Origin of the sequence: Paraburkholderia flagellata (assembly GCF_021390645.1) — a bacterium.
Classification (GTDB): Bacteria; Pseudomonadota; Gammaproteobacteria; order Burkholderiales; family Burkholderiaceae; genus Paraburkholderia; species Paraburkholderia flagellata.
On the sequence record NZ_JAJEJT010000004.1, the window covers coordinates 343,047 to 365,742 of the forward strand.

Annotated in this window: 19 protein-coding genes; 15 read left to right on the forward strand and 4 right to left on the reverse strand. The window is 62.7% G+C overall.

Translation table 11 applies throughout. The features are described from left to right. The first annotated feature begins 136 nt into the window (after nucleotides 1–136). The 3 genes from ligD to L0U83_RS32195 all read left to right on the forward strand — a co-directional run bounded on the left by ligD (nucleotide 137) and on the right by L0U83_RS32195 (nucleotide 4,495). On the forward strand, nucleotides 137–2,653 hold the full coding sequence (gene ligD / locus L0U83_RS32185) for a DNA ligase D (RefSeq protein ID WP_233888218.1): 2,517 nt from the start codon (nucleotides 137–139) through the stop codon (nucleotides 2,651–2,653). Nucleotides 2,654–2,732: 79 nt separating this feature from the next. After that, nucleotides 2,733–3,659 carry a non-homologous end joining protein Ku gene (gene ku, locus L0U83_RS32190; RefSeq protein ID WP_233888219.1) on the forward strand — a complete coding sequence of 309 codons (927 nt, stop codon included), beginning with the start codon at nucleotides 2,733–2,735 and terminating at the stop codon, nucleotides 3,657–3,659. Nucleotides 3,660–3,688: 29 nt separating this feature from the next. Further along, nucleotides 3,689–4,495 (forward strand): tetratricopeptide repeat protein, encoded by an 807-nt coding sequence (locus L0U83_RS32195; RefSeq protein ID WP_233888220.1) that lies wholly within the window; start codon nucleotides 3,689–3,691, stop codon nucleotides 4,493–4,495. A 57-nt stretch (nucleotides 4,496–4,552) separates the two neighbouring features. Here L0U83_RS32195 and L0U83_RS32200 read toward each other — a convergent pair whose 3' ends face one another. Next, entirely contained in the window at nucleotides 4,553–5,845 is a 1,293-nt protein-coding gene (locus L0U83_RS32200) for a D-amino acid dehydrogenase (protein WP_233888221.1), read from the reverse strand. A gap of 365 nt (nucleotides 5,846–6,210) precedes the next feature. Between L0U83_RS32200 and L0U83_RS32205 the strand changes: the two genes are divergently transcribed. The 3 genes from L0U83_RS32205 (at nucleotide 6,211) to L0U83_RS32215 (ending at nucleotide 9,086) form a co-directional block, all read left to right on the forward strand. Beyond that, nucleotides 6,211–7,323, forward strand: a complete 1,113-nt coding sequence (locus tag L0U83_RS32205) for an alkene reductase (protein WP_233888222.1) — start codon at nucleotides 6,211–6,213, stop codon at nucleotides 7,321–7,323. Nucleotides 7,324–7,880: 557 nt separating this feature from the next. Further along, nucleotides 7,881–8,351 carry a ribonuclease gene (locus L0U83_RS32210; protein ID WP_233888223.1) on the forward strand — a complete coding sequence of 157 codons (471 nt, stop codon included), beginning with the start codon at nucleotides 7,881–7,883 and terminating at the stop codon, nucleotides 8,349–8,351. A 102-nt stretch (nucleotides 8,352–8,453) separates the two neighbouring features. Then, nucleotides 8,454–9,086, forward strand: coding sequence for a LysE family translocator (locus L0U83_RS32215; RefSeq protein ID WP_233888224.1), 633 nt, complete (start codon nucleotides 8,454–8,456; stop codon nucleotides 9,084–9,086). Nucleotides 9,087–9,185: 99 nt separating this feature from the next. Here the strand turns inward: L0U83_RS32215 and L0U83_RS32220 are convergent, their stop codons facing one another. Next, nucleotides 9,186–9,611 (reverse strand): tautomerase family protein, encoded by a 426-nt coding sequence (locus L0U83_RS32220; RefSeq protein WP_233888225.1) that lies wholly within the window; start codon nucleotides 9,609–9,611, stop codon nucleotides 9,186–9,188. Nucleotides 9,612–9,733: 122 nt separating this feature from the next. Between L0U83_RS32220 and L0U83_RS32225 the strand changes: the two genes are divergently transcribed. Continuing rightward, nucleotides 9,734–10,327 carry a TetR/AcrR family transcriptional regulator gene (locus L0U83_RS32225; protein WP_233888226.1) on the forward strand — a complete coding sequence of 198 codons (594 nt, stop codon included), beginning with the start codon at nucleotides 9,734–9,736 and terminating at the stop codon, nucleotides 10,325–10,327. Here L0U83_RS32225 and L0U83_RS32230 read toward each other — a convergent pair whose 3' ends face one another. Beyond that, a complete protein-coding gene (locus L0U83_RS32230; protein WP_233888227.1) occupies nucleotides 10,328–11,188 on the reverse strand; it encodes a class I SAM-dependent methyltransferase in 861 nt (286 codons plus the stop codon). It lies immediately after the preceding gene. Between the two features lie 34 nt (nucleotides 11,189–11,222). Further along, nucleotides 11,223–12,206 carry a LysR substrate-binding domain-containing protein gene (locus tag L0U83_RS32235; RefSeq protein ID WP_233888228.1) on the reverse strand — a complete coding sequence of 328 codons (984 nt, stop codon included), beginning with the start codon at nucleotides 12,204–12,206 and terminating at the stop codon, nucleotides 11,223–11,225. A gap of 166 nt (nucleotides 12,207–12,372) precedes the next feature. Here L0U83_RS32235 and L0U83_RS32240 point away from each other — a divergent pair, with 166 nt between their 5' ends. The 8 genes from L0U83_RS32240 to L0U83_RS32275 all read left to right on the forward strand — a co-directional run bounded on the left by L0U83_RS32240 (nucleotide 12,373) and on the right by L0U83_RS32275 (nucleotide 22,327). After that, nucleotides 12,373–14,124 (forward strand): IlvD/Edd family dehydratase, encoded by a 1,752-nt coding sequence (locus L0U83_RS32240; protein ID WP_233888229.1) that lies wholly within the window; start codon nucleotides 12,373–12,375, stop codon nucleotides 14,122–14,124. Between the two features lie 98 nt (nucleotides 14,125–14,222). Then, nucleotides 14,223–15,578 carry an MFS transporter gene (locus L0U83_RS32245; protein WP_233888230.1) on the forward strand — a complete coding sequence of 452 codons (1,356 nt, stop codon included), beginning with the start codon at nucleotides 14,223–14,225 and terminating at the stop codon, nucleotides 15,576–15,578. A gap of 40 nt (nucleotides 15,579–15,618) precedes the next feature. Beyond that, nucleotides 15,619–16,548: a dihydrodipicolinate synthase family protein gene (locus L0U83_RS32250; RefSeq protein WP_233888231.1), complete on the forward strand. Its 930-nt coding sequence runs from the start codon at nucleotides 15,619–15,621 to the stop codon at nucleotides 16,546–16,548. Between the two features lie 53 nt (nucleotides 16,549–16,601). Continuing rightward, nucleotides 16,602–17,531, forward strand: a complete 930-nt coding sequence (locus tag L0U83_RS32255) for a Gfo/Idh/MocA family protein (RefSeq protein WP_233888232.1) — start codon at nucleotides 16,602–16,604, stop codon at nucleotides 17,529–17,531. An 81-nt stretch (nucleotides 17,532–17,612) separates the two neighbouring features. After that, the gene (locus L0U83_RS32260; protein WP_233888233.1) at nucleotides 17,613–18,617 is read left to right on the forward strand and encodes an arabinose ABC transporter substrate-binding protein; all 1,005 of its coding nucleotides are present in this window, start codon (nucleotides 17,613–17,615) and stop codon (nucleotides 18,615–18,617) included. Nucleotides 18,618–18,661: 44 nt separating this feature from the next. After that, the gene (gene araG, locus L0U83_RS32265) at nucleotides 18,662–20,218 is read left to right on the forward strand and encodes an L-arabinose ABC transporter ATP-binding protein AraG (RefSeq protein ID WP_233888234.1); all 1,557 of its coding nucleotides are present in this window, start codon (nucleotides 18,662–18,664) and stop codon (nucleotides 20,216–20,218) included. A 90-nt stretch (nucleotides 20,219–20,308) separates the two neighbouring features. Next, nucleotides 20,309–21,319 (forward strand): L-arabinose ABC transporter permease AraH, encoded by a 1,011-nt coding sequence (gene araH, locus L0U83_RS32270; protein WP_233888235.1) that lies wholly within the window; start codon nucleotides 20,309–20,311, stop codon nucleotides 21,317–21,319. A gap of 153 nt (nucleotides 21,320–21,472) precedes the next feature. Then, nucleotides 21,473–22,327 (forward strand): DUF5672 family protein, encoded by an 855-nt coding sequence (locus L0U83_RS32275; RefSeq protein WP_233888236.1) that lies wholly within the window; start codon nucleotides 21,473–21,475, stop codon nucleotides 22,325–22,327. Nucleotides 22,328–22,696 lie beyond the last annotated feature (369 nt).

Below are 22,696 nucleotides of genomic sequence, written 5' to 3' on the forward strand. Positions count from 1 at the left end.
CAAAGGGCCTCATCGCTCCGACTGCAGCGCCCGAAAGACGAAACGGCCGCCTGCGGACGCGTGGGTCCGTTGCGTCGCAACGTGCGCATGCACACCTTGCGACGCACCAGGCGGTAGTTCTTCCTAGACTATCGCCATGGCCTCAACCCGCGACCGCGATCCGCCATCTCCGCCTCTTTCCCGCTATCGCAAAAGGCGGGATTTCGGTGTCACGCCCGAACCGGTTCCGTCGGTTGCCAGCCAGTCTGTCGACCACGGGCATCTGACCTTTGTCGTGCAGAAGCACTGGGCCAGCCGCCTGCACTATGACCTCCGGCTCGAACTCGACGGCGTGTTGCTGTCGTGGGCCGTACCCAAGGGTCCTTGTTACGACCCGAAGGAAAAAAGGATGGCCATTCACGTGGAGGACCATCCGGTCGAATATTCCAGCTTCGAGGGGACGATTCCACGCAAGCAGTACGGCGCCGGTGACGTGATTGTCTGGGACAGCGGAACATGGGAGCCCGTCGGCAACCCTCGCGAGGGAATGAAATCCGGCAAGCTGGTTTTCCGGCTGCACGGTGAAAAGCTTGCTGGTCTCTGGGAACTGGTTCGCATCACGAAGCCCGGCGACAAGCAAGACCAATGGATGCTGTTCAAGAAGCGCGACGCGTGGGCGCAACCGCTGGCGGAATACGATGTCATCAAGGCGCTCCCAGACAGTGTCACAGCGAAGCCGCTCGGGCTCATTGAAGCGCGCGAGCCGAGGGGGGCGAGGCGTGCGCGCAGCGGAGCGTCGCAGGTAGACCTTTCAGCTGCGGTGTCGGCTTCACTGCCTGCCAAACTTGAGCCACAACTCGCGACCCTGGCGGCTTCACTTCCCACAAGCGGTGACTGGATAACTGAGGCCAAGCTCGATGGCTATCGTTTGTTGTCCCGTGTCGCCAACGGGCATGTACGACTCATTACGCGCGGCAGCCACGACTGGACAGCAAAGTTCCCGACTCTCGCAGCGGAGGTCCTGGCGCTTCCAGTAGCGAGTGCGTGGCTGGATGGTGAAATCACTGTCCTTAAAAATGGCATACCGAGTTTCGCTGCGTTACAGGACGCGATAGATGGCAACGCCAACCAGGACATCGTCTACTTCCTGTTCGATTTGCTATACCTCGACGGGAACGACCTCAGGAAGGTGCCCCTTTGGTCGAGGCGCGCACTTCTCGCGCAGGTGCTTGAAAATGGCGGCGAGCACCTTCGCTTCAGTCAGGACTTCGAGGCGCCGGCGGCGCAGTTGTTCGAAGCCGCGTCGGGTCTGGGCCTTGAAGGCCTCATGCTCAAGCGCCGCGACGCGCGTTATGAGCCGGGAAGGAGCCAGACGTGGCTCAAGGCGAAATCCCGGCTTCGGCAGGAACTGGTCATCTGTGGCTTTACTGCCCGTGGCGGCGAGGACGGGGAGGTCGGTAGCCTGCTGCTCGGCTACTACGTCGATGGCGAGCTTCGCGATGCCGGAAGTGTCGGCACCGGGTGGGACGCGAGGACCGCGCGGGACCTGTGGGCGCGGCTGACGCCGCTCGAAGTGGATGCGGCACCATTTGACGTTGCGCTCGCCAGGCCGCGCCGCTGGTCCCGGCGTGCGGCCGGCAGCGAGCGCTGGGTTCGCCCCGAACTGGTCGCCGAAGTTGAATTCGCGGACTGGACTGCCGATGGCGTTGTCCGGCAGGCCTCGTTCAGAGGCCTGCGAATCGACAAGCCGGCAACGGGTGTTATACGGGAGGGCGGGAAGACGCAGGCACCCGCACCTCAGTTGAAGCTGAAAATCACCCATCCGGAGCGGGTTGTCGACCCATCGACTGGCATCACAAAGGCAGACTTGGTTCGCTATTACGCGAGCATCGCGGAGCGGATACTGCCTCACCTGAAGGCCCGACCCCTCGCCATGGTCCGCGCACCGGACGGCATTGCGGGACAGCTGTTCTTCCAGAAGCACGCCGAGAGAACGGCCATGCCCGGACTGACCGCCCACGCCCGCAGCCTGTGGCCGAATCATCCTCCCTTGCTGACGCTCGACACCGTCGACGCGCTACTGTCGGCAGCGCAGATGAACACCGTCGAGTTTCACACGTGGAATTCGACAGTCCGCCGACTCGACAAGCCCGACCGGGTCATCTTCGACCTGGACCCCGGTGAGGGCGTGAAATGGGGGCGCGTTCAGGAGGCAGCGCTCCTCGTTCAAACACTGCTCTCAGAACTGGGTCTGGAAGCCTGGCTGAAGACGAGCGGCGGGAAAGGATTGCATGTCGTCGTGCCGCTTGCCCCAAGGCTGGGCTACGAGGCGGTCAAGTCGTTCTCGCAGGCATTCGTGCGACATCTTGCGAAGACCATTCCAGAGCGCTTTTCGGCGACATCAGGGCCTTCGAACCGCGTCGGAAAGGTCTATGTCGATTATCTGCGCAACGGAAAGGCGCAGACCACCGTCGCAGCGTTTTCCGCGCGGGCGCGAGCCGGAATGGGCGTCTCGATGCCGGTTTCCTGGGAACAGTTGAACGACCTGAAAAGCGGGGCGCAGTGGACGGTCCAGACGGCCCGCGAGTACCTCAGTTTCCAGCAGCACGACCCGTGGGCGGATTACTGGTCGGCGTCGCAATCGTTGGCATCGGCGATAAAGCTCCTAAAATGAAACGACCGCTGGTCGGCGGCGGCACGGGCCTTGCGTCAAGCGACGTGCCGAACGTGCAAATCCCCGCAAGGAGAAGTCCATGCCCGCCCGCTCAATCGCCTCGCTGTCGCTCTCCTTCGGGCTCGTTTCGATACCGGTGAAGCTCTATACCGCGACCGAGAGTTCTTCCGATGTCAGGTTCCACATGCTCGCGCCCGACGGCTCGCGCGTGAAACAGCAATACGTCTCCGAGAAGACGGGCGATGTCGTCGAGCGCTCGAGCATGAACAAGGGCTACGAGTTCGAAAAGGACCGGTTCGTGGTCTTCACCAGCGATGAGCTGAAGGCACTGGAAGACGCTGCGAGTCATGTCGTCGAGATAATGGCCTTCATCCCGGAAGAGGCGATTAACCCGGTCTTTTACGACAAAGCCTATTACATTGCGCCCGACAAGCGGGGCGGAAAGCCGTATAGCTTGCTGCAGCAGGCGCTTGCACAGAGCGGTCGCTGCGCGTTGGCGAAATGGGCGTCCAAGGGAAGGACGCGGATAGTGCAGGTGCGCCCTGAGGAAGATGGACTCGTCTTTCAGCAACTGCTTTATGCGGATGAAGTCCGCTCGCTGGCTGACCTGCATGTCGAACGCGTCGAGGTGTCCGACACCGAGATGAAACTCGCGCTGCAAATCATCGAGCAGGGTGCTGAAGATGATTACGACCCGAAGGCGTACGAGGACGAAGAGAAGAAGCGCATTCTCGCGGCCATAGACGAAAAGATTGAAGGCAAGCAGGTCGTCGTCCATGAGACAGATGAGGAACTGACTGGTGGCGGCCAGGTCATCGACCTGATGGATGCCTTGCGAGCCAGTCTCAAGGGCGGCGCGAAAGCGAAACCCGCTCCGGCAACCAAGCGCAGCAAAAGCGCGGAGCCCGTTGCCGAGCTGCCCGTGGCGCCCAAAACGCGCAAGCCAGCGGCGCGTGCCGCGAAAGTACCCGCCGAAGCGCCTGCGAAGGTCCGGGCACGCAAGTGACATCACAAGCCGCCGCGCGCGAGATATCGATGCGCGAACTGCAGGCCATGCTGGGCGTCTCGCGCAGCGTGGTTTCCGGCCTCATTGCTGCGGGATTCGTGACGCCGTCGCGGGGCCCGGGAAACGCATACCGCTTCACGTTCCAGGATGTCGTGCTGCTGCGCACAGCACTCCAGCTGCGCGCAGCGCGAATACCGCCGCGCAAGATCATCACCGCACTCTCGCGGCTGCGAGACGAATTGCCCGATGAGTTGCCGCTTACTGGAATTCGCGTATCGGCAGTCGGCAACGACGTGGCGGTTCGAACGGGCCCTTCGCAATGGGACGCCGCGACAGGCCAGTTCCTGCTGGACTTCGAGGTCGCGCAAATCAAGGGCGATGTCGTCTTTCTGGACTCCGCTCCCGCGCAGAAGAATCTCACGCATCAGGCGCAGGAGTGGTATGACCTCGGCGAACTGCTGAGAACATCAGATGTGAACGGTGCCGAACGGGCATACAGGAAGGCCATCGAGTTATCGCCCCAGCCTTTTTATGCCGCCTACGTAGACTTGGGTGCGCTCCTGTGTGAACGCGAAATCCGGTGCGAAGATGCGCTACATGTGTTCGACGAGGCGTTGGTTCACTTTCCTGGCGATGCCGTGTTGCACTTCAATCGCGCGATTGCGTTTGAGGAACTGGGCCGTTTCGACGACGCCGAGCGAAGCTATGAGCATTGCCTGGAACTCGACCCGTCGTACGCGGATGCCCACCACAATCTGGCAATACTGCTCGAAAGACGTGGCGACCCACAAGGTCTGGTCCGCCATTTGAATGCGTATCGCCGGCTGACTACCTAAACCACGCGGGACGTAAGGTGGCTTCGTATGGAGGCTCGTCAGCATGTTCGCCATTGCCTAGTCCAGAGCGAAATCCGCGGGGACTTCCGCCTCCCTGGCGTAGCGGAATACGTTCAAGTCGTCGTGCTGAATGGCGGGCTTTTTGCCTGAAATGAGGTCGGCGAGAAGCTGCGCCGAACCGCAGGACATTGTCCAGCCAAGCGTGCCATGGCCCGTGTTCAGGAAAAGGTTGGACACGGCAGTGCGCCCGACAATGGGCGTGCCGTCTGGCGTCATCGGGCGCAGCCCAGTCCAGAACGTCGCCTTCGATGTGTCGCCGCCGCCCGGGAACAGGTCGTTCACGCACATTTCGAGCGTCTCGCGCCGCGCCTCGCGCAGGCGCTTGTCAAACCCGACGATTTCGGCCATGCCGCCCACGCGAATTCGTTTGTCGAAGCGCGTGATGGCGATCTTGTAGGTCTCGTCCAGGACAGTGGAGACGGGAGCGCGTGCCTCGTCCACGATAGGAGCCGTGATGGAATACCCTTTGAGCGGGTAGACCGGGATCTTGACGAGGCCCGACAGGAAGTTAGTCGAATAGGAGCCAAATGCGACAACGAACGCATCGGCATGGATGAGCTTGGTCCCATGACGGACGCCAGCGACTTTGCAGTCTTCGATAGCGAGGGAATCGACGGGCGTGTTGTAGCGGAACGTCACGCCTGCCTCTGCGGCGAGGGCTGCAAGCCGGGTTGTGAACAGTTGGCAGTCGCCTGTCTCGTCGCCAGGCAAACGAAGACCGCCGGTTAGCTTGTGCGAGGTGGCAGCGAGCGCAGGCTCGACCCGCGAGAGTTCGCTTGCAGTCAACACTTCATAGGCAACGTGCGCCTCTTTCAGTACGGCGATGTCTTTTGCTGTGCCGTCGAACTGCTGCTGCGTTCGGAACACCTGTAGCGTGCCGCCGGTTCGTCCTTCGTACTGGATACCCGTTTCAGCGCGCAGTGCCTTCAGGCAATCGCGGCTGTATTCCGCAAGCCGCACCATACGGTTCTTGTTGATCGCGTAGCGCTCGGCGGTGCAGTTCTGCAGCATCTGCCACATCCACTGAAGCTGGAACTGCTTGTCCGCGTCATCCGGGCGGATGGCGAGCGGAGCGTGCTTCTGGAACATCCACTTAACGGCTTTGAGCGGAACGCCGGGTGCCGCCCACGGTGCGGCATACCCGGGAGAAATTTGCCCGGCGTTCGCGAAGCTCGTCTCGAGCGCGGGACCTTGCTCGCGGTCGATGACAGTGACTTCATGACCGGCGCGCGCCAGATAGAACGCGCTAGTCACACCGACGACCCCACTACCCAAGACCAGAACTCGCATAACCGTCGTCTCCCCAGCCAGGAGGCCGTAAGTCGTGAACGAACGCCGCCGGTGTTTGATCTGGCAGTCGATAACTGGATGCTAGCGACATATGAACAGTTTTCAATAATGTTTGGTCCGCGATTTATGGTTGAAATCGCTATGTCGATTGGAGGGTGGAGTCACGAAAGTTTCCAAACCTGGATCTGGGCTTGATTGCACGGAACAGAAAGAGAATTGTTTGCGAAACGCGAGAACAGTATTGGATGTAATCGGGACAAATTAATCTAAGTGTGCATATACACTATAGCCCATCGATGTCGCGGGGAAGTCAGCCAGTTCTGCGGTTTCGTCGACGCGCTTTCCAATCTCTTTTGGGGTTAATCATGTCCAAGCTCTTTTCTGAAGTGAAAGTCGGCCCGTACACGTTCTCGCACCGAGTCGTTCTTGCGCCGTTGACCCGTATGCGTGCCGAAAGCGGTGCGATTCCCGGCCCGCTCATGGCCCGGTATTACGCGCAGCGCGCATCGGCCGGCGGGTTCCTGATTGGTGAGGCGACCATCGCTGCGCCGAACGGCAATGGATATCTTGGTGCGCCCGGTCTGTACGACGATAGTCAGATTGCTGGCTGGAAACGCGTGACCGATGCAGTCCATGCGAAAGGCGCGAGAATTTTCCTTCAGCTGTACCACGCTGGGCGCCAGTCAAATTCGGAGTTGCAACCCGACGGCGGGCAACCCGTCGGTCCCTCGGAAGTGCCTCATGGCGGCGTCGCTTACACGGACGCCGGCTGGGTTCCAAATACGCCGAATCGCTCACTGGAGACACACGAGATTGCGGGTATCGTCGAGAGTTTTCGCGCTGCGGCAGCACGCGGCGTCGCGGCAGGCTTCGACGGCGTGGAACTGCATGCCGCAAACGGCTATCTGTTCGACCAGTTCCTGCAGGACGGTAGCAACAAGCGGACGGACATCTATGGCGGTTCGTTCGAAAACCGCGCTCGCCTGTTGATGGAAGCCACCCGTGCAGTTATTTCAGTGTGGGGAAGCGACAAGGTTGCCGTGCGCCTTGGGCCGAGCGGGTCGTGGGGCGATATGTCGGATAGTGACCCTGTCGGTCTGTTCACGTATGTTGCGGAAGAACTGGCGAAGCTGAATCTCGCGTACCTGCACCTCATCGAGCCCCGCATTCTCGGCAATGTCGAGAACGAGAGCGCCAACCCGGATCCGGTCGCAGCCCAAATGATTCGCAAGCACTATGCGGGCACCATCATCGCGGCCGGAGGCTTCGACGGCGAAAAGGCCGAAGCGATCCTGCAGGCCGGCGACGCCAATCTGGTTGCATTCGGCCGACACTTCATTGCGAATCCCGACCTTCCGGAGCGGCTGCGTCGCAACCTTTCGCTCAACCCGTACGACCGCCCGACGTTCTTTGGCGGCACGCATATCGGTTATACGGACTACCCGTTCTATGAGTCCGAGGCGCAAGCTGTAGCCTGAAACGCGAGCTTGAAGCGGATGGTGGGCAGCGATGTGCGCCTGCATGCCCGGGCGCGTCGTTGCGTCGGCAGGCAAGCTCACCAATTGCTGGAACTCGGCATCATATTGGTCTCGTTTCGGGCAATTGATCGATCCCGCCTACGTCTACACTGGCTTTCATGGAGCGAGGCGTTGGCTCCATCCCAGGATCCCCTCCTGCGGTCGAGTTGAACCATACCGTGTACCAGTTGCAGAACAGCAGTCCCGCAGCAGTAGGTGTATCTGGCAGAGCTTAATCAGTTATTGTCGAAGTACCATGCTGTTGAATCGATAAGGAGTGCAGGGAAACACGTAGTTGAAGTCAAGAGCAACACGTAGTTGAATAGCAGGGCAGCATGCAGTTGAAGTATCGCGTCATCCAGCGTTATGTCATTGCAAGTCCAGGCCGCTTACATCGGAACGGGTGTAAGCGGCCGTCGTTCGTTGCGGGACGAGAACATTGATTCGCTGCGCCATTAGCGATACCTTTACGTCTATCCTGGTCGCCGGGTTCTGGTCAACGAGAGGAGAAACGTTTCGTGAAGAGAGCATGGGCTTTCTCCTGCATCGTCGCCTTGAGCGCGATCCTCTGCGGATGCGGCAAGGAGAGTTCGCGAAACGTCACTGAAGCATCGGGCGCATCCGCAAGCCAGGCGCCGGGTCAGTCGGCGCAGGGCGCAAGCGGCACACCCGCCGCATCAGGCGCGCAAGTCGCGGGTGCGCTGGGCACCATCACCAGGACACAGTTGCCGGCGGAAGCAGCCGAGACACTGCGGCTGATCAAAGCGGGCGGCCCCTTCCCTTTTGCGGACGACGGCGTGTTGTTCCGCAACACTGCGCTTTTGCTGCCGAAGCATCCGCGCGGCTACTACCACACATACACGGTTCGCACCCCTGGCGCGACGGATCGCGGCCAGCGCCGGATCGTATGCGGTGGCCCGCGCAGGCAGACCGGCGAGTGTTACTACACCGACGATTACTACGCCAGTTTCAAGCGCATCGCAGAGTAACGACGGACTCTGATCGAAAGCGCTCAGCCAAATTGATTGACCCCTTAAATCGCGTTCATTAAACTGAGATCCCTTTTGCGCCACGTGCACAAGGGGACCTCCATGCCTAGCCTTGCTACTCTCGGACTCTTTTCAGGCGCCTGTCTCGCGCTCACGATGACTCCGGGTCCGGACATGCTGCTCATAGCGTCGAGAAGCGTGACTCAGGGACGCTCTGCCGGCTTCGCATCACTTGGCGGAATTCTGGCTGGAACCTATTGCCACGCAATGCTGGCAGCGTTGGGCCTTTCCCAACTGTTTCTCGCAGTGCCGGTAGCCTACGATATTGTCAGATTCGCTGGCGCCGCCTACCTGCTCTACCTTGCATGGAAGACCCTTCGCGCGTCTCCCATTTCCATCACACCCGCCGCAAATGAAGCTCGCTTACCTGTTCGCAAGATTTTCGGGCAAGGGTTGCTGACCAATCTGCTCAATCCGAAGATGGCTTTGTTCGTCCTTGCGCTGTTTCCGCAATTCGTGCGTCCGCAAGATGGTGCAGTGGCCTTTCAGATCTTGACGCTTGCGACCGTGCTTAACGTCATCGGTCTGATCGTGAACGGTGTCGTCATACTTTCTGCAAGTCAACTGAGCCAGAGGTGGGCAGGCCGACGCGATCGGTCACGGACCCCTCAATACCTGCTTGCGTCAGTTTTCACTGGATTGGCAGTGAGACTTGCGATCGCAAGCCGGAACTGACCATCAAGGGAAGCGGTTTTTCGCGATCGTTCATCGCGAGCCGATGCGCCGAGCCGCGCATCGGCTCGGCGTCGTGGTTGTCCTGCGCCTAACGCATGCTTACCCGATCGCCGCTTCCTGTATCGCCTCGACGAGTTCCGCATTGCTGTGGGCGCGGCCCGCGATTCCCCAGGAGCCGTCCGCCGCATAGACGATGTTGGTCCAGATGTGATCCCGCTTAAGGCGCCCGCCGGCCGCCTGTTCGAGAATCGCGGTCGCCTTTTCGGTGAAAGCCTGTTTGGCCTCGGGCGTCGCAAGCGCGATCTGCGGCAGCGTGAGTTCGACGAACGCGGCGGCGGCAGGCTTGCCGGCCGAGAACACGCGTGCGGCCGGTATGACGTTCAACGTCCCGATCACATTGGGCGTCATGAACGCGTTGCCTTCGAGCTGCGCGACGCTCAACAGCGCCTGCGTCAAGGCGGCGAAGGTATGGGCTTCGGCCTCGGTGGACAGCACTCCTTCGGATACGGTCAGCGTGATAGGCATGGCAGATCCTCATGTGTAAGCGACAGCGGTTAGTGGTATATATGTAGCGACTGCTCTCTATGTATAGACACTGATTGCTCTTTAAGCAAGAAAAAGAGTGATCGCTCCGAATGTGAGATCCGATGCGTTACTCTGCCGAGCACAAGATCGAAACCCGCAATCGCATCGTCGATGCAGCGAGCCGCCTGTTCCGGCGCGATGGCTACGGCGGCTCCGGCATCGACGGCCTGACGAGGGAAGCGGGCGTCACCAACGGCGCGTTTTACGGGCACTTCAAGTCGAAGAGCGAAGCGTTCCGCACGGTGGTTCTGACTGGTATGGAACAGTTGCGGCTCGCCGTCACCGAGCTGAAGACGAGCCACGGCAAACGCTGGCTCAAGACGTTCGTTGGGATCTATCTGGGCCCGAAGCGCACTTGCGACATTGGCGAAAGTTGCGCGTTGCCGAGCTTTTCGCCCGAGATGGTCCGTGCCGACGACGAAACTCGCGAAGCCTATGAGGCGGAACTGCGCCGCTTGATCGAGGAGGTCTCGGCCGGGCTGCCAGACGAGGTCGGCGCGGCGCGGGACGACAAGGCGATTGCGCTGCTTGCGATGTTGTCGGGCGGCGTCACGCTGGCGCGTGCGGTACCGGACCCGGCGCTGTCGAAGCGAATCGCCGACGCCGTCGAGCGATCGGCGCTCGCGCTGACTTCGGCGCCGCGCAAGCAAGGTTGATCAAACCGTCGCCACGAGAATCGACTCGCCACTTGCCGGCCTCAAGCCATCGCTACGGTCTGCGAAATAACGTGCGGTGAGATCCGCCGTCGAAACATGGCGCGCGTCGCGCAACCCCGCAACGCGTGCGAGCGCAAGCATCTCGTCCGGTGCGAAGAAGCTCACGAACGGCGTGCCCGCCGCCCTCGCACGTTCATACACGGCGGCGTGCTGCGAGCGCTCGGGCTCGTCGATGAGTTCGAGCGGCAAAAGGAACGTCATGACGAGTGTCGAGCCCGGTGCGAGCTGCGCGATCTGACGCAGCGTCGCGAGGTTCGCTTCGCGCGTGAGATACATCGAGACGCCCGTCGACGCGATCACCGCGGGGCTGGCGGCATCGAATCCGGCGGCGGCGAGCCGTTCCCACCATGTCTCACCGGCTTCGAAATCCACTGGCACGAAACGCTGCCAATCCTGCTCGCGAAACCCTAGCTCCAGGAGCCGCTGACGCTTCCACGCCTGCGTACCCGGCTTGTCCACTTCGTACACGTGCAGGCGCGAGGCGATCTCGGGGTGGCGCTGCGCGAACGTGTCGAGTCCCGCCCCAAGGATCGCATATTGTTGCGCGAGACCTTTTGCGGTCTGTTCGGCCACGAGATCTTCGACAAAGCGCGCGCGCCCGACGATCGAAGCACGATAACCGCGCGTGCCTTCAGGATGCATATCGGGCCGCTCGCGCCAGTTCGATTCGGGCGCGGCGATCTGCATGCCGGTTTCGTCTTCGAGCACATGAGGCGCGTCGTCGACCTGCACGTGCAGCGCGCGCCACAGTGCGACGCGAACGGCGGTGCTGTCGGGAGCGGCGGTATGGCTGGCGGGCATGGTTCGGTCCTCTGTGGCGGGTTTCGTCGCACGATTATCGCGCGCCTGGCTCGCGGCGGTGCGCCCCGTAAATGTCGGCGCTCACTTGCCGCAATGCCTCGATCATCACGCTCGCCGCGGGCGTGAAGAGGCGGTCCGCGCGCGTGATGATGCCGAAGTCGTCCATCTGGCAATCCATCGGCACGGGCAGGATCGCGACCATGCCGTGCGCCGCGTAGTAGTGCGCCACGTCCTCGGTGAGCACGGCGATCATGTCGCTTTGCTCCAGCACACGCGTGATGAAGAGCAGCGCGGGCGTTTCCACCACGTTCGAAGGGGGCGCGAGGCTCGCGCGCTGGAACATCAGCTCGAAGCGATGGCGCAGCACGCTGCCAACCGGCGGCACGACCCACGTGGCGCGCGCGATATCGGCGAGTGCGATCGGATGGGCTTTGTCCGCTGTTTGCCCGAGCATCGGATGCCCCGGCCGAACCACGGCGCATACCGGTTCGCCCGTTAGCGGCTCGTAGCGCAACTGGAGCTTGTCATGCTCGGCGGAAAGGCGGCCCAGCACCACGTCGAGCTTGTCCTGCGCCAGATGTTCGAGCAGCACGTTGCTGGCGTCGATCTCCACGGATACGCGCAGGTTCGCATGCGTGCGCTTGACCGCCGCGACGGCGGCCGGCAGCACGCGCACGCCCGGCGAGGTGATCGCGCCGACCGCCACGTGGCCAAGGCGCCCCGCCTTGAGCGCGCTCAGTTCCTCCTGCGCCTGGTCGAGGCTGCCGAGCACGGCGCGCGCGTGGCGAATCAGGGCGTCGCCGTACAGCGTGGGCCGCATTCCGCGCGGCATGCGCTCGAACAGCACCGCGCCGAGCATGTCCTCGAGCTCCCGCAGGAGCTTCGAGGCGGCAGGCTGCGTCATGTTCAGCGCCGCCGCCGCGCGGTGAATGTTGCCTTCCTCGGCCAGCGCCACGACGAGGAGCAATTGCCGCGTTTTCAGCCGCGTGCGCACGTACCAGGGGCTCGTATCGAGCATGTTTCCGCCTGATTTCCCAAATAGTTTTAGGTGTTTATACCAATGCCGATTTCGATATCGGAAGCGTCCATTTTTTCATTAGAAGGTTATCAGACTTCTCCATAGACTGTGCCGGACGAACCGATTGAACTCATCGGCGAACTACTCGCACCACAAGACGAACACGATGTCGGATACCAAACCCAAACTGCGCTCCCAACAGTGGTTCGGCACCACGGACAAGAACGGCTTCATGTACCGAAGCTGGATGAAGAATCAGGGCATTCCCGATCACGAATTCGATGGTCGCCCGATCATCGGCATCTGCAACACCTGGTCGGAACTTACGCCCTGTAATGCGCATTTCCGCAAGCTCGCCGAGCACGTGAAGCGCGGCATTTATGAAGCCGGTGGCTTTCCGGTCGAGTTCCCGGTGTTCTCGAACGGCGAATCGAACCTGCGCCCCTCGGCCATGCTCACGCGCAATCTCGCCTCCATGGACGTGGAAGAGGCGATTCGCGGCAACCCCATCGACGCCGTCGTGCTGCTGTGCGGCTGCGACAAGACCACGCCCGCGCTTCTGATGGGCGCCGCGAGCGTGGACGTGCCCGCCATTGTCGTGACGGGCGGCCCAATGCTCAACGGCAAGCACGAAGGACGCGACATCGGCTCGGGCACGGTGGTGTGGAGGCTGCACGAGGAGTTGAAGGCGGGCGAGATCAACCTGCACCAGTTCCTTTCGGCCGAGGCGGGCATGTCGCGCTCGGCGGGCACCTGCAACACCATGGGCACCGCCTCGACGATGGCCTGCATGGCCGAGTCGCTGGGCGTTTCGCTGCCGCACAACGCCGCGATTCCGGCTGTGGATGCGCGCCGCTACGTGCTCGCGCACATGTCGGGCATCCGCATCGTGCAGATGGCGCTGGAAGACCTGAAACTCTCGAAGATCCTCACGCGTGAAGCGTTCGAGAACGCCATTCGCACGAACGCCGCCATTGGCGGCTCGACCAACGCCGTGATTCACCTGAAGGCGATTGCGGGCCGCATTGGCGTCGACCTCGAACTCGAAGACTGGCAGCGCATTGGCCGCAACACGCCGACCATCGTCGATCTGCAGCCTTCGGGCCGCTTCCTGATGGAAGAGTTCTATTACGCGGGCGGGCTGCCGGCGGTGCTGCGCCGGCTCGGCGAAGCGAACCTGCTGCCGCATCCGGATGCGCTCACCGTGAACGGCAAGTCGATCTGGGACAACGTGCGCGAAGCGCCCAACTACAACGACGAAGTGATCCGTCAACTCGACAACCCATTGATCGCTGACGGCGGCATCTGTATCCTGCGCGGCAATCTCGCGCCGCGTGGCGCGGTGCTCAAGCCTTCGGCGGCTACGCCCGAACTGCTCAAGCATCGCGGCCGCGCCGTGGTGTTCGAAAACTTCGACCACTACAAGGCGACCATCGGCGACGAATCGCTCGACGTCGACAAAGACTCCATCCTCGTGATGAAGAACTGCGGCCCGCGCGGCTACCCCGGCATGGCCGAGGTCGGCAACATGGGCTTGCCGCCCAAGCTGCTGCGCCAGGGCGTGAAGGACATGGTGCGCATTTCCGACGCGCGCATGAGCGGCACGGCTTACGGCACGGTGGTCTTGCACGTTGCGCCGGAAGCGGCGGCCGGTGGCCCGCTCGCGGCCGTGCGCAACGGCGACTGGATCGAGCTGGATTGCGAATCGGGGCGCCTGCATCTGGACATCAGCGACGAGGAACTCTCGCGCCGCTTGAGCGATGTCGATCCGGCTGCTGCGCCGGGTGTAGCGGAGCAACTGGGCAAGGGTGGGTACGCGCGCCTCTACGTCGATCACGTGCTGCAGGCCGACGAAGGTTGCGATCTCGACTTCCTCGTAGGCAAGCGCGGGGCGGCGGTGCCGCGGCATTCGCACTGAGCGTTTGATGCATTGAGGCAGGGCGCATTGGCGCCCTGAGCGCGCGAACGTAGCGAGGACGTGCGCTGGCAGGAAGAAGTACAGAATCAGGAGACACGATGACGAACCCGCAGGTGCTGCAACACGATAGCCCCGCCGCGCTGGCAAGCGTCAGCAGCGAGGAAAAGCACATCGTCGGCCATATCGCGCGCCGGCTCTTGCCTTTTCTCGCGCTGATCTATGTGGTGGCGTACGTTGACCGCACCGTGGTTGGCTTCGCGAAGCTGCATATGAACGCGGCAGTGGGCCTTTCCGACGCTGCCTACGGCCTGGGCGCGGGTCTTTTCTTCATCGGCTATTTCCTCTGCGAAGTGCCGAGCAATCTCGCGCTCGCGCGCTTCGGCGCACGTGTGTGGTTCGCGCGCATTCTGTTCACGTGGGGCGTGATCACGATGCTCATGGCGCTCGTGAGCGGCCCGAAGAGCTTCTACGCGTTGCGCTTTTTGCTGGGCGCGGCGGAGGCGGGGCTTTATCCGGGCATTCTGTATTTCCTCACGCAGTGGTTCCCCATGCGCCACCGCGCCCGTGTCATCGGTCTTTTGGTGCTCGCGCAGCCCATCGCTGGCATCGTGACCGGTCCGATTGCGGGTGCGCTGCTCGAAACGCACGGCTTTTTCGGCCTGTCGAACTGGCAGACGCTCTTCGTTGTGAGCGGCCTGCCCGCCGTGCTGCTGTGCATTCCCACGCTGCGCCTCTTGCCCGAGTCGCCCGCGCACGCGCGCTGGCTCGACGATACCGAGCGCCGCTGGATCGAGCGCGAACTCTCCGCCGACCAGCGCACCTACCGGCTCGACACGCACCGCAACCCGTTCAGCGCGCTCAAGGACCGCCGCGTTTTGCTGCTGGCGCTGCTGTTCCTGCCGTTTCCGCTGTGCATCTATGGTTTGTCGCTCTGGTTGCCTACCATTATCAAAGCGTTCGGCGTGAGCGATTCCACGGCCGGCCTGCTTTCCGCGATTCCTTATCTCTTCGCGGTGGCAGGCTTGCTGCTCGTGCCGCGCCATTCGGACAAGCATCGCGAACGCTATGGCCACATCGCCGTGGTCTCGGGCGTCGCGGCGCTGACGATGGCCGCGAGCGCGTGGTTTCACGCGCCGGCGTTGCAATTGCTGTTCATCTGCCTGACCGCTTTCTCGATCTACTCGATTCAGGCCGTGGTCTGGGCGCTGCCCGGCGAGTTCCTCACCGGCGCGAGCGCGGCCGTGGGGATCGCGACGATCAACTCGCTCGCGAATCTCGGCGGCTATCTCGGCCCCTATGGCATCGGGCTCATCAAGGACGCAACGGGCAGCCTCGCGGCCGGGCTTTACTTTCTCGCGGCCACGCTGGTGTTCGCGGTGCTCGTGACGTTCGCCGTGCGCGCGGTGCTGCGCACGCCCCAACGCGGCACGGCAGAGCTGGCGAGCGAATCGTGAAGGCGCGGCCTGACACCCTTTCTCAAGCAGGACTGAAGACATGACTACGAGCCGTACGCCCCGCTACCAGGGCATTTTTCCCGTCGTGCCGACCACGTTCACCGAAACCGGCGAACTGGATCTGGCAAGCCAGAAGCGCGCCGTCGATTTCATGATCGACGCGGGCTCGGACGGCCTGTGCATTCTCGCGAACTTCTCGGAGCAGTTCTCGCTCTCCGACGACGAACGCGAACTCATCACGCGCACCGTGCTCGAGCACGTGGCGGGCCGCGTGCCCGTGATCGTGACGACCACGCACTACGGGACGTCCATCGCGGCCGCGCGCAGCAAGCGCGCGCAGGAGCAGGGCGCGGCGATGGTGATGCTGATGCCGCCGTATCACGGCGCGACCTTCCGCGTGCCCGAGCAGCAGATTTACGACTTCTACGCGCGCGTGTCCGACGCGATCGACATCCCGATCATGATTCAGGATGCGCCCGCGAGCGGCACGGTGCTCTCCGCTGCATTCCTCGCGCGCATGGCCCGCGAGATCGAGCAGGTCTCGTACTTCAAGATCGAGACGCCGGGCGCGGCGAACAAGTTGCGCGAGCTGATCAAACTGGCGGGCGAGGCAGCCGAAGGCCCGTGGGACGGCGAAGAAGCCATCACGCTGCTCGCCGATCTCAACGCTGGCGCGACCGGCTCGATGACGGGCGGCGGCTTTCCGGACGGCATTCGCCCGATTATCGAAGCCCATCGCGAAGGCCGCACCGACGACGCGTTCGCGCTTTATCAGAAGTGGCTGCCGCTCATCAATCACGAGAACCGCCAGGCGGGTCTGCTTGCCTGCAAGTCGCTGATGAAGGAAGGCGGCGTGATCGAGTGCGAACTGCCCCGCCACCCGCTGCCCGCGATGAATCCCGCGACGCGCGCAGAGTTGATCGGGATTGCGCGCCGCCTCGATCCGCTCGTGCTGCGCTGGGGTAAATAAATTCGTCATCCAGAATAAAAAATTTCCCTGAAAAGAAGGGGCGGAGATACGTCATGAAAGCGTCCTATACGTTGGGCATCGTCGGCGTGGGCAAGATCGCACGCGATCAGCATTTGCCGGCTATCGCGGGCAATCCCGGCTTCGAACTCGTCGCGAGCGCGAGCCGTAATGCAGAAGTGGAAAACGTGCGCAACTACAAGGACATCGGCGCGCTGCTGGCCGCCGAGTCCGACCTCGACGCCGTGTCGCTGTGCGCGCCGCCGCAGGTGCGTTACGCGCAAGCGCGAGCCGCGCTCGAAGCAGGCAAGCACGTCATGCTGGAAAAGCCGCCGGGCGCTAGCGTGAGCGAAGTCGAGGCGCTGCGCGAACTCGCGCAAAAGCGCGGGCGCACGCTGTTCACCACGTGGCATTCGCGTTGCGCGAGCGCCGTGGAACCCGCGCGCGCGTGGCTCGCCGAGCGCACTATCCGCGCCGTGCACGTGCGCTGGAAGGAAGACGTGCGCCGCTGGCATCCGGGTCAACAGTGGATCTGGGAGCCGGGCGGCCTGGGCGTGTTCGACCCGGGCATCAACGCGCTTTCCATCGTCACGCGCATCCTGCCGCGCGAAGTGCTGCTGCGGGGCGCAACGCTGCACGTGCCGAGCGACTGCGCGACGCCGATCGCGACGGAACTCGACTGCATCGATACCGACGGCGTGCCTGTGCGCGCCGAGTTCGACTGGCGCCACGGCCCGGTCGAGCAATGGGAAATCGATGTGGAGACAACGGACGGCCTGCTTTCGATCGCGGAAGGCGGCAAGCGCCTCGCGATCGCGGGCGAGCCGGTCGCGCTCGAAGCCGAACGGGAATATTCGGCGCTCTATGAACGTTTTCATTGGTTGATCGCCCACGGCACCGACGACGTGGACGTGCGCCCGCTGCGCCTCGTAGCGGATGCGTTCCTGCTCGGCAGGCACGTCGAAGTCGAGGCCTTCGGCCACTGAACTGTACGCTTCTTTTACGGCCTTTAACGCCCTTTAAGCACGACACACACGCAGCAAAACCACACCTGAGGAGACAGAAGCATGACCAGCAAGATCCGCCGCTTGACCCTTCGTGCCGCATTCGCGGCGATGTGCATCGCCCCGCTCGGCATGAACGTGGCGGCACACGCCGACTCGCCCGTGAAGATCGGCTTCCTCGTGAAGATGCCGGAACAGGCATGGTTCATCAACGAGCAGAAGGCAGCCACGGCGCTCGGCCAGAAGGAGAACTTCTCGGTGGTGAATATTGGCACGCCGGACGGCGAGAAGGTGCTCGCCGCTATCGACAACCTCGGCGCGCAAGGCGCACAAGGCTTCGTGATCTGCGCGCCCGACGTGCGTCTCGGACCGGCCATTCAGGCGCGCGCCAAGCGCTACAACATGAAGTTCGTGACGGTGGACGACCAGCTCGTGGACTCGTCGGGTAAGCCGCTCGCCAATGTGCCGCACCTTGGCATGTCGGCGTTGAAGATCGGCAACCAGGTGGGCCAGGCGATCACCGACGAAATGAAGCGCCGCGGCTGGAAGCCGGAAGAAGTGGGCGCGCTGCGTATCACCGACTATGAACTGCCCACGGCGAAGCTGCGCACGGACGGCGCGACGCAATCGCTGCTGGCGGGCGGCTTCAAGAAGGAAAACATCTTCGACGCCCCGCAAAAGACCACCGACGACGAAGGCGGCTTCAATGCGGCGTCGCCGGTGCTCGCACAGCATCCGAACATCAAGAAGTGGGTGGTGTTCGCGCTCAACGAAGAAAGCGTGCTGGGCGCCGTGCGCGCGACCGAACAGCTGCACATTCCGTCGGCTGACGTGATCGGCGTGGGCATCAACGGCGCAGGCGAAGCGTTCGCCGAGTTCCAGAAGAAGCAGCCTACGGGCTTCTACGGCACGATCGCCGTGAGCTCGACGAACCACGGCAAGGATAGCGCCGAGAACCTCGTCGACTGGATCCGCGCCGGCAAGCAGCCCATCGCCGACACGCAGACCACCGGCAAGTTGATGACGCGCGACAACTGGACGGCCGTGCGCAGCGAGCTGGGTATCTAAGGACTGCGTAGAAAGATCGAGGCGACGGATAGGGCAGGGATGCAATGACTGAAACGATGACGGATGCGAACGCGCAGGCAGCGGCGAACGTAAATGCGAGCGCTCAACAGGGGAATCGCGCGTATCTGGAGCTCGACGGCATTACCGTGAGCTTTCCGGGCGTGCGTGCGCTCGACCGCGTGGCGCTGGAAGTGCGTGCCGGCGAGGTGCATGGCTTGATGGGCGAGAACGGCGCGGGTAAATCCACGCTGCTCAAGGTGCTCTCGGGCGTGAACCAGCCGCAGGAAGGCACGCTCAAGCTGAATGGCGCGGAGCATCGCTTCACGACCACGAAGGCGGCGCTCGAAGCGGGTATCGCGATCATCTATCAGGAACTGCATCTCGTGCCCGAGCTGACGGTGGCGGAAAACCTGATGCTCGGGCAGTTGCCCAACCGCCTCGGCGTGCTCGACGAAGGTACGCTCGTCAAGCGCGCGATGGATGAACTCAAGCGCCTTGGCGAGCGCATCGATCCGCGCACGCCGGTGAAGAATCTCTCCATCGGCCAGCGGCAGATGATCGAAATCGGCAAGGCGCTCATGCGCAATGCGCGCGTGATCGCCTTCGACGAACCGACCAGCTCGCTCTCGGCGCGCGAGACCGAGAACCTCTTTCGCATCATCAACGCGCTGCGCGCGGACGGCCGCGCGATCATCTACGTCACGCACCGCATGGACGAAGTCTATGAACTCTGCGACCGCGTGACAGTGTTTCGCGACGGCAAGCGCATCGAAACGTTCGATTCGGTGGCGGACCTCGATCGTAATCGCCTGATTGGCGCGATGGTGGGCCGCTCGATCGAGGACGTGTACGGCTATCGTCCGCGCGAAGCGGGCGAAGTGCTCATCGAAGCGAAGGGCCTGCTCGGGCCGGGCCTCGCCGAGCCGGTGTCGTTCACGGCGCGGCGCGGCGAGATCGTCGGCTTCTTCGGGCTCGTGGGCGCGGGGCGCTCGGAGCTCATGAAGCTGATTTACGGCGCGACGCGCGCCAGCGCGGGACACGTGGAACTCGACGGCAAGCGCGTGAATTTCGCAAGCCCGCGCGACGCCGTGCGTGCGGGCCTCGCGCTATGCCCCGAGGACCGCAAGCAGGAAGGCATCGTCGCGATCGCGTCGGTGGCAGACAACCTGAACATCAGCGCGCGCCGCCACTTCAGCCCTGCGCGCTTCCTGCTCGACGCGCGGCGCGAGCGCGATCTCGCGCAGGACTACATCAAGAAGCTCGCGATCAAGACGCGCAACGGCGACACGGCCATCGGCACGCTCTCGGGCGGCAACCAGCAGAAGGTGATTCTGTCGCGCTGGCTCGCTGAACGCATCGAAGTGTTCCTGATGGACGAGCCGACCCGCGGCATCGACGTGGGCGCGCGCGCCGAGATCTACAACCTGCTGTACGAGCTCGCGGAAGCGGGCAAGACCGTGATCATGGTGTCGAGCGATCTGGCGGAAGTGATCGGAGTGTCCGACCGCATCATAGTGATGCGCGAAGGCCGGATAGCGGGCAGCTTGCCCAAGGCCGAAGCCTCGCCCGACGAATTGATCAAAATGGCGCTGCCGCGCTAACGCGGACGCTTTTTGTTTTTTGCCTTGCCGGTCGCGTGTGCAGCGAATTGAAGCGAAGCAGCGCAACCGATCCGAAACGACGAACCAGAAATGAGTGAAGCCATGCAGCCACAGGGCACGCCTACCGTCAACGAAGCCGCCGCGCCCATTACGCCCCAGCGCGCGCGTGCCTGGGACATGATCAACAAATCGGGCATCGCGGTGGTGTTCGTGGTGCTGTTCGCGGTGCTATCCGCAACGGTCCCCGACTTCCTGACGACCCGCAACATTCAGGGCTTGCTGCTCTCCGTCACGCTGATCGGCTCGATTGCGGTCACGATGATGTTCGTGCTCGCGCTCGGCGAGGTCGATCTTTCGGTCGCCTCGATCGTGGCGTTCTCGGGCGTGGTGGCCTCCACGGTCATCACGCAGTCGCATAGCGTGCTGCTCGGTATTACTGCCGGCGTGCTCGCGGGCGGTGCAGTCGGCCTCGTGAACGGCGTGCTGATCGCGCGCTTCAAGATCAACTCGCTAATCGCCACGCTTGCGATGATGGAAGCGGTGCGCGGCCTCGCGTTCCTCACCTCGAATGGCGACGCCGTGATGATCTCCGAAGAGCGTTTCTTCGATCTGGGCGGCGGCTCGTTCCTCGGCATTTCGTTCCCGATCTGGAGCAACATCATCGGATTCGTGGTGTTCGGCTTCCTGCTCAAAAAGACCGTGTTCGGCAAGAACGTGCTCGCGGTGGGTGGCAATAGCGAAGCGGCGCGGCTTGCTGGCCTGCCGGTGACGCGTATCAAGATCACGGTGTTCGTGCTGCAAGGGCTCATTACGGGCTTTGCGGGCGTGATGCTGGCTTCGCGCATGAGCCTGGGTGACCCCAAGACTTCCGTTGGCCTCGAGCTCGGTGTGATCTCGGCATGCGTGCTGGGCGGCGTGTCGCTCACGGGCGGCGTGGCGACGATCTCGGGCGTGCTGGTGGGCGTACTCATCATGGGCTCGGTGCAGGATGCCATGAGCCTCATGAACGTGCCGACGTTCTACCAGTACCTGATTCGCGGCGGCATTCTGCTGCTCGCAGTGCTGTTCGACCAGTACCGCCGCAGCAAGCGGGCGGTGTGAGCCGGCCGGCGGGATTGATTCGCATCAACTGCGGCTGAGACTCCACAAATACAAAAAGTTGATCTGTCGGCAGGGCGTTTCCTGGGGCTAACGGTGTGGCTAGCATGTTGGGCCGCCGTCAGTCACGGCTTCACGCTTCAGGGACCCCGACCGATGCAGTTGAACGACACCCAGCCGCTGGATTTGCGCGACGTGACGCTCTGCGCGGTCGATACGATCAACGCGCCGCTCGCGGCACGCGCGCTCGACAAATCGCTGTCCCAATGCGCGTTCGGCGACGCTATCCTCTTCACCGACGTCATCGTGCCGACGCAAGCGCGCATCGCGACCATCGATCGTTTGCGCTCCCGCGAGGCCTACTCCGCCTTTTTGCTCAAGCAGCTTGCGCACCACATCACCACGCCGTGGGTGCTGGTCGTGCAATGGGACGGCTACGTGCTGGATGCATCGCGCTGGAGCGAGTCTTTCCGCGAGTGCGACTATATCGGCGCCCGCTGGGTGCATCACGACGACGACCTGAATGTCGGCAACGGCGGCTTTTCTCTGCGCTCCGCGCGCCTGCTGCATGCGCTGCAGGATGAACGCTTCGCGATCCCCGTCGACCCGGTCGAAGACGATCTCATTTGTCGAACGTGGCGGCCGCAACTCGAGGCGGACTTTGGCATTCGTTTCGCGAGCGCCGACGTTGCCGCTCGCTTCTCTTACGAATACGGGGATGTCCTGCGTCCAACGTTCGGCTTTCACGGCGCCTTCAATATGTGGCGCTACCTCGAGGACAGCGAGTTGGCGGACATCGTGCGCGAGGTCGACGTCAAAACGCTGGCCTCCAAAGAAATGCTCAATCTCCTGCTGATGTATTGCCGGCTGCGCAAGTTCGCTTGCGTGAAGGCGATGTACGCGCGTTACCGAAGCCACTGGAGCGGCCAGGAGTTCGTTGAGGGCCTCATGCGCGTCGGCGTGCAAGGCGAGCGCGCTCAGCAATACGCGGACTTTTGCGAAAGCGCATGAACGGTCTTCCGGCGCAGGTGCGCTTGTCGGCTTTCCGAAGTTTGCAAGCATCGTTTCAGTTTGACGGGGCAGCACGACCGATGAGCGCGCAGCGCTAGCGGTACGTGCGTGGTGGTGCAACGCCGTCATTGATGTCATTCGCATAAAGCGCCGCCTGCGCGCGCCACCTCTGTTCGCTGGCGTACATTCTGGGCGCTCGCTTGCGGTGTAGCGTTTTCTTGCAAGATCCCCCAACAGTCCCACGTTCCGCAGCGGGATTCCGCGCTCCGCGCCATTCGGCTAGTCGCTTCGTGCACAGGTTTTGCCGCCGGTCAGACCATTCAGGCATCGAAATCGCGCCGTTAATTTATAGAGGATACCGAAATGTTA

Excerpts from the sequence above, each read along its gene's own strand:
- ligD (WP_233888218.1), top strand. The coding sequence starts at position 137 with ATGGCCTCAACCCGCGACCGCGATCCGCCATCTCCGCCTCTTTCCCGC.
- ku (WP_233888219.1), top strand. The coding sequence starts at position 2,733 with ATGCCCGCCCGCTCAATCGCCTCGCTGTCGCTCTCCTTCGGGCTCGTT.
- L0U83_RS32195 (WP_233888220.1), top strand. The coding sequence starts at position 3,689 with ATGCGCGAACTGCAGGCCATGCTGGGCGTCTCGCGCAGCGTGGTTTCC.
- L0U83_RS32200 (WP_233888221.1), bottom strand. The coding sequence starts at position 5,845 with ATGCGAGTTCTGGTCTTGGGTAGTGGGGTCGTCGGTGTGACTAGCGCG.
- L0U83_RS32205 (WP_233888222.1), top strand. The coding sequence starts at position 6,211 with ATGTCCAAGCTCTTTTCTGAAGTGAAAGTCGGCCCGTACACGTTCTCG.
- L0U83_RS32215 (WP_233888224.1), top strand. The coding sequence starts at position 8,454 with ATGCCTAGCCTTGCTACTCTCGGACTCTTTTCAGGCGCCTGTCTCGCG.
- L0U83_RS32220 (WP_233888225.1), bottom strand. The coding sequence starts at position 9,611 with ATGCCTATCACGCTGACCGTATCCGAAGGAGTGCTGTCCACCGAGGCC.
- L0U83_RS32225 (WP_233888226.1), top strand. The coding sequence starts at position 9,734 with ATGCGTTACTCTGCCGAGCACAAGATCGAAACCCGCAATCGCATCGTC.
- L0U83_RS32230 (WP_233888227.1), bottom strand. The coding sequence starts at position 11,188 with ATGCCCGCCAGCCATACCGCCGCTCCCGACAGCACCGCCGTTCGCGTC.
- L0U83_RS32235 (WP_233888228.1), bottom strand. The coding sequence starts at position 12,206 with ATGCTCGATACGAGCCCCTGGTACGTGCGCACGCGGCTGAAAACGCGG.
- L0U83_RS32240 (WP_233888229.1), top strand. The coding sequence starts at position 12,373 with ATGTCGGATACCAAACCCAAACTGCGCTCCCAACAGTGGTTCGGCACC.
- L0U83_RS32245 (WP_233888230.1), top strand. The coding sequence starts at position 14,223 with ATGACGAACCCGCAGGTGCTGCAACACGATAGCCCCGCCGCGCTGGCA.
- L0U83_RS32250 (WP_233888231.1), top strand. The coding sequence starts at position 15,619 with ATGACTACGAGCCGTACGCCCCGCTACCAGGGCATTTTTCCCGTCGTG.
- L0U83_RS32255 (WP_233888232.1), top strand. The coding sequence starts at position 16,602 with ATGAAAGCGTCCTATACGTTGGGCATCGTCGGCGTGGGCAAGATCGCA.
- L0U83_RS32260 (WP_233888233.1), top strand. The coding sequence starts at position 17,613 with ATGACCAGCAAGATCCGCCGCTTGACCCTTCGTGCCGCATTCGCGGCG.
- araG (WP_233888234.1), top strand. The coding sequence starts at position 18,662 with ATGACTGAAACGATGACGGATGCGAACGCGCAGGCAGCGGCGAACGTA.
- araH (WP_233888235.1), top strand. The coding sequence starts at position 20,309 with ATGAGTGAAGCCATGCAGCCACAGGGCACGCCTACCGTCAACGAAGCC.
- L0U83_RS32275 (WP_233888236.1), top strand. The coding sequence starts at position 21,473 with ATGCAGTTGAACGACACCCAGCCGCTGGATTTGCGCGACGTGACGCTC.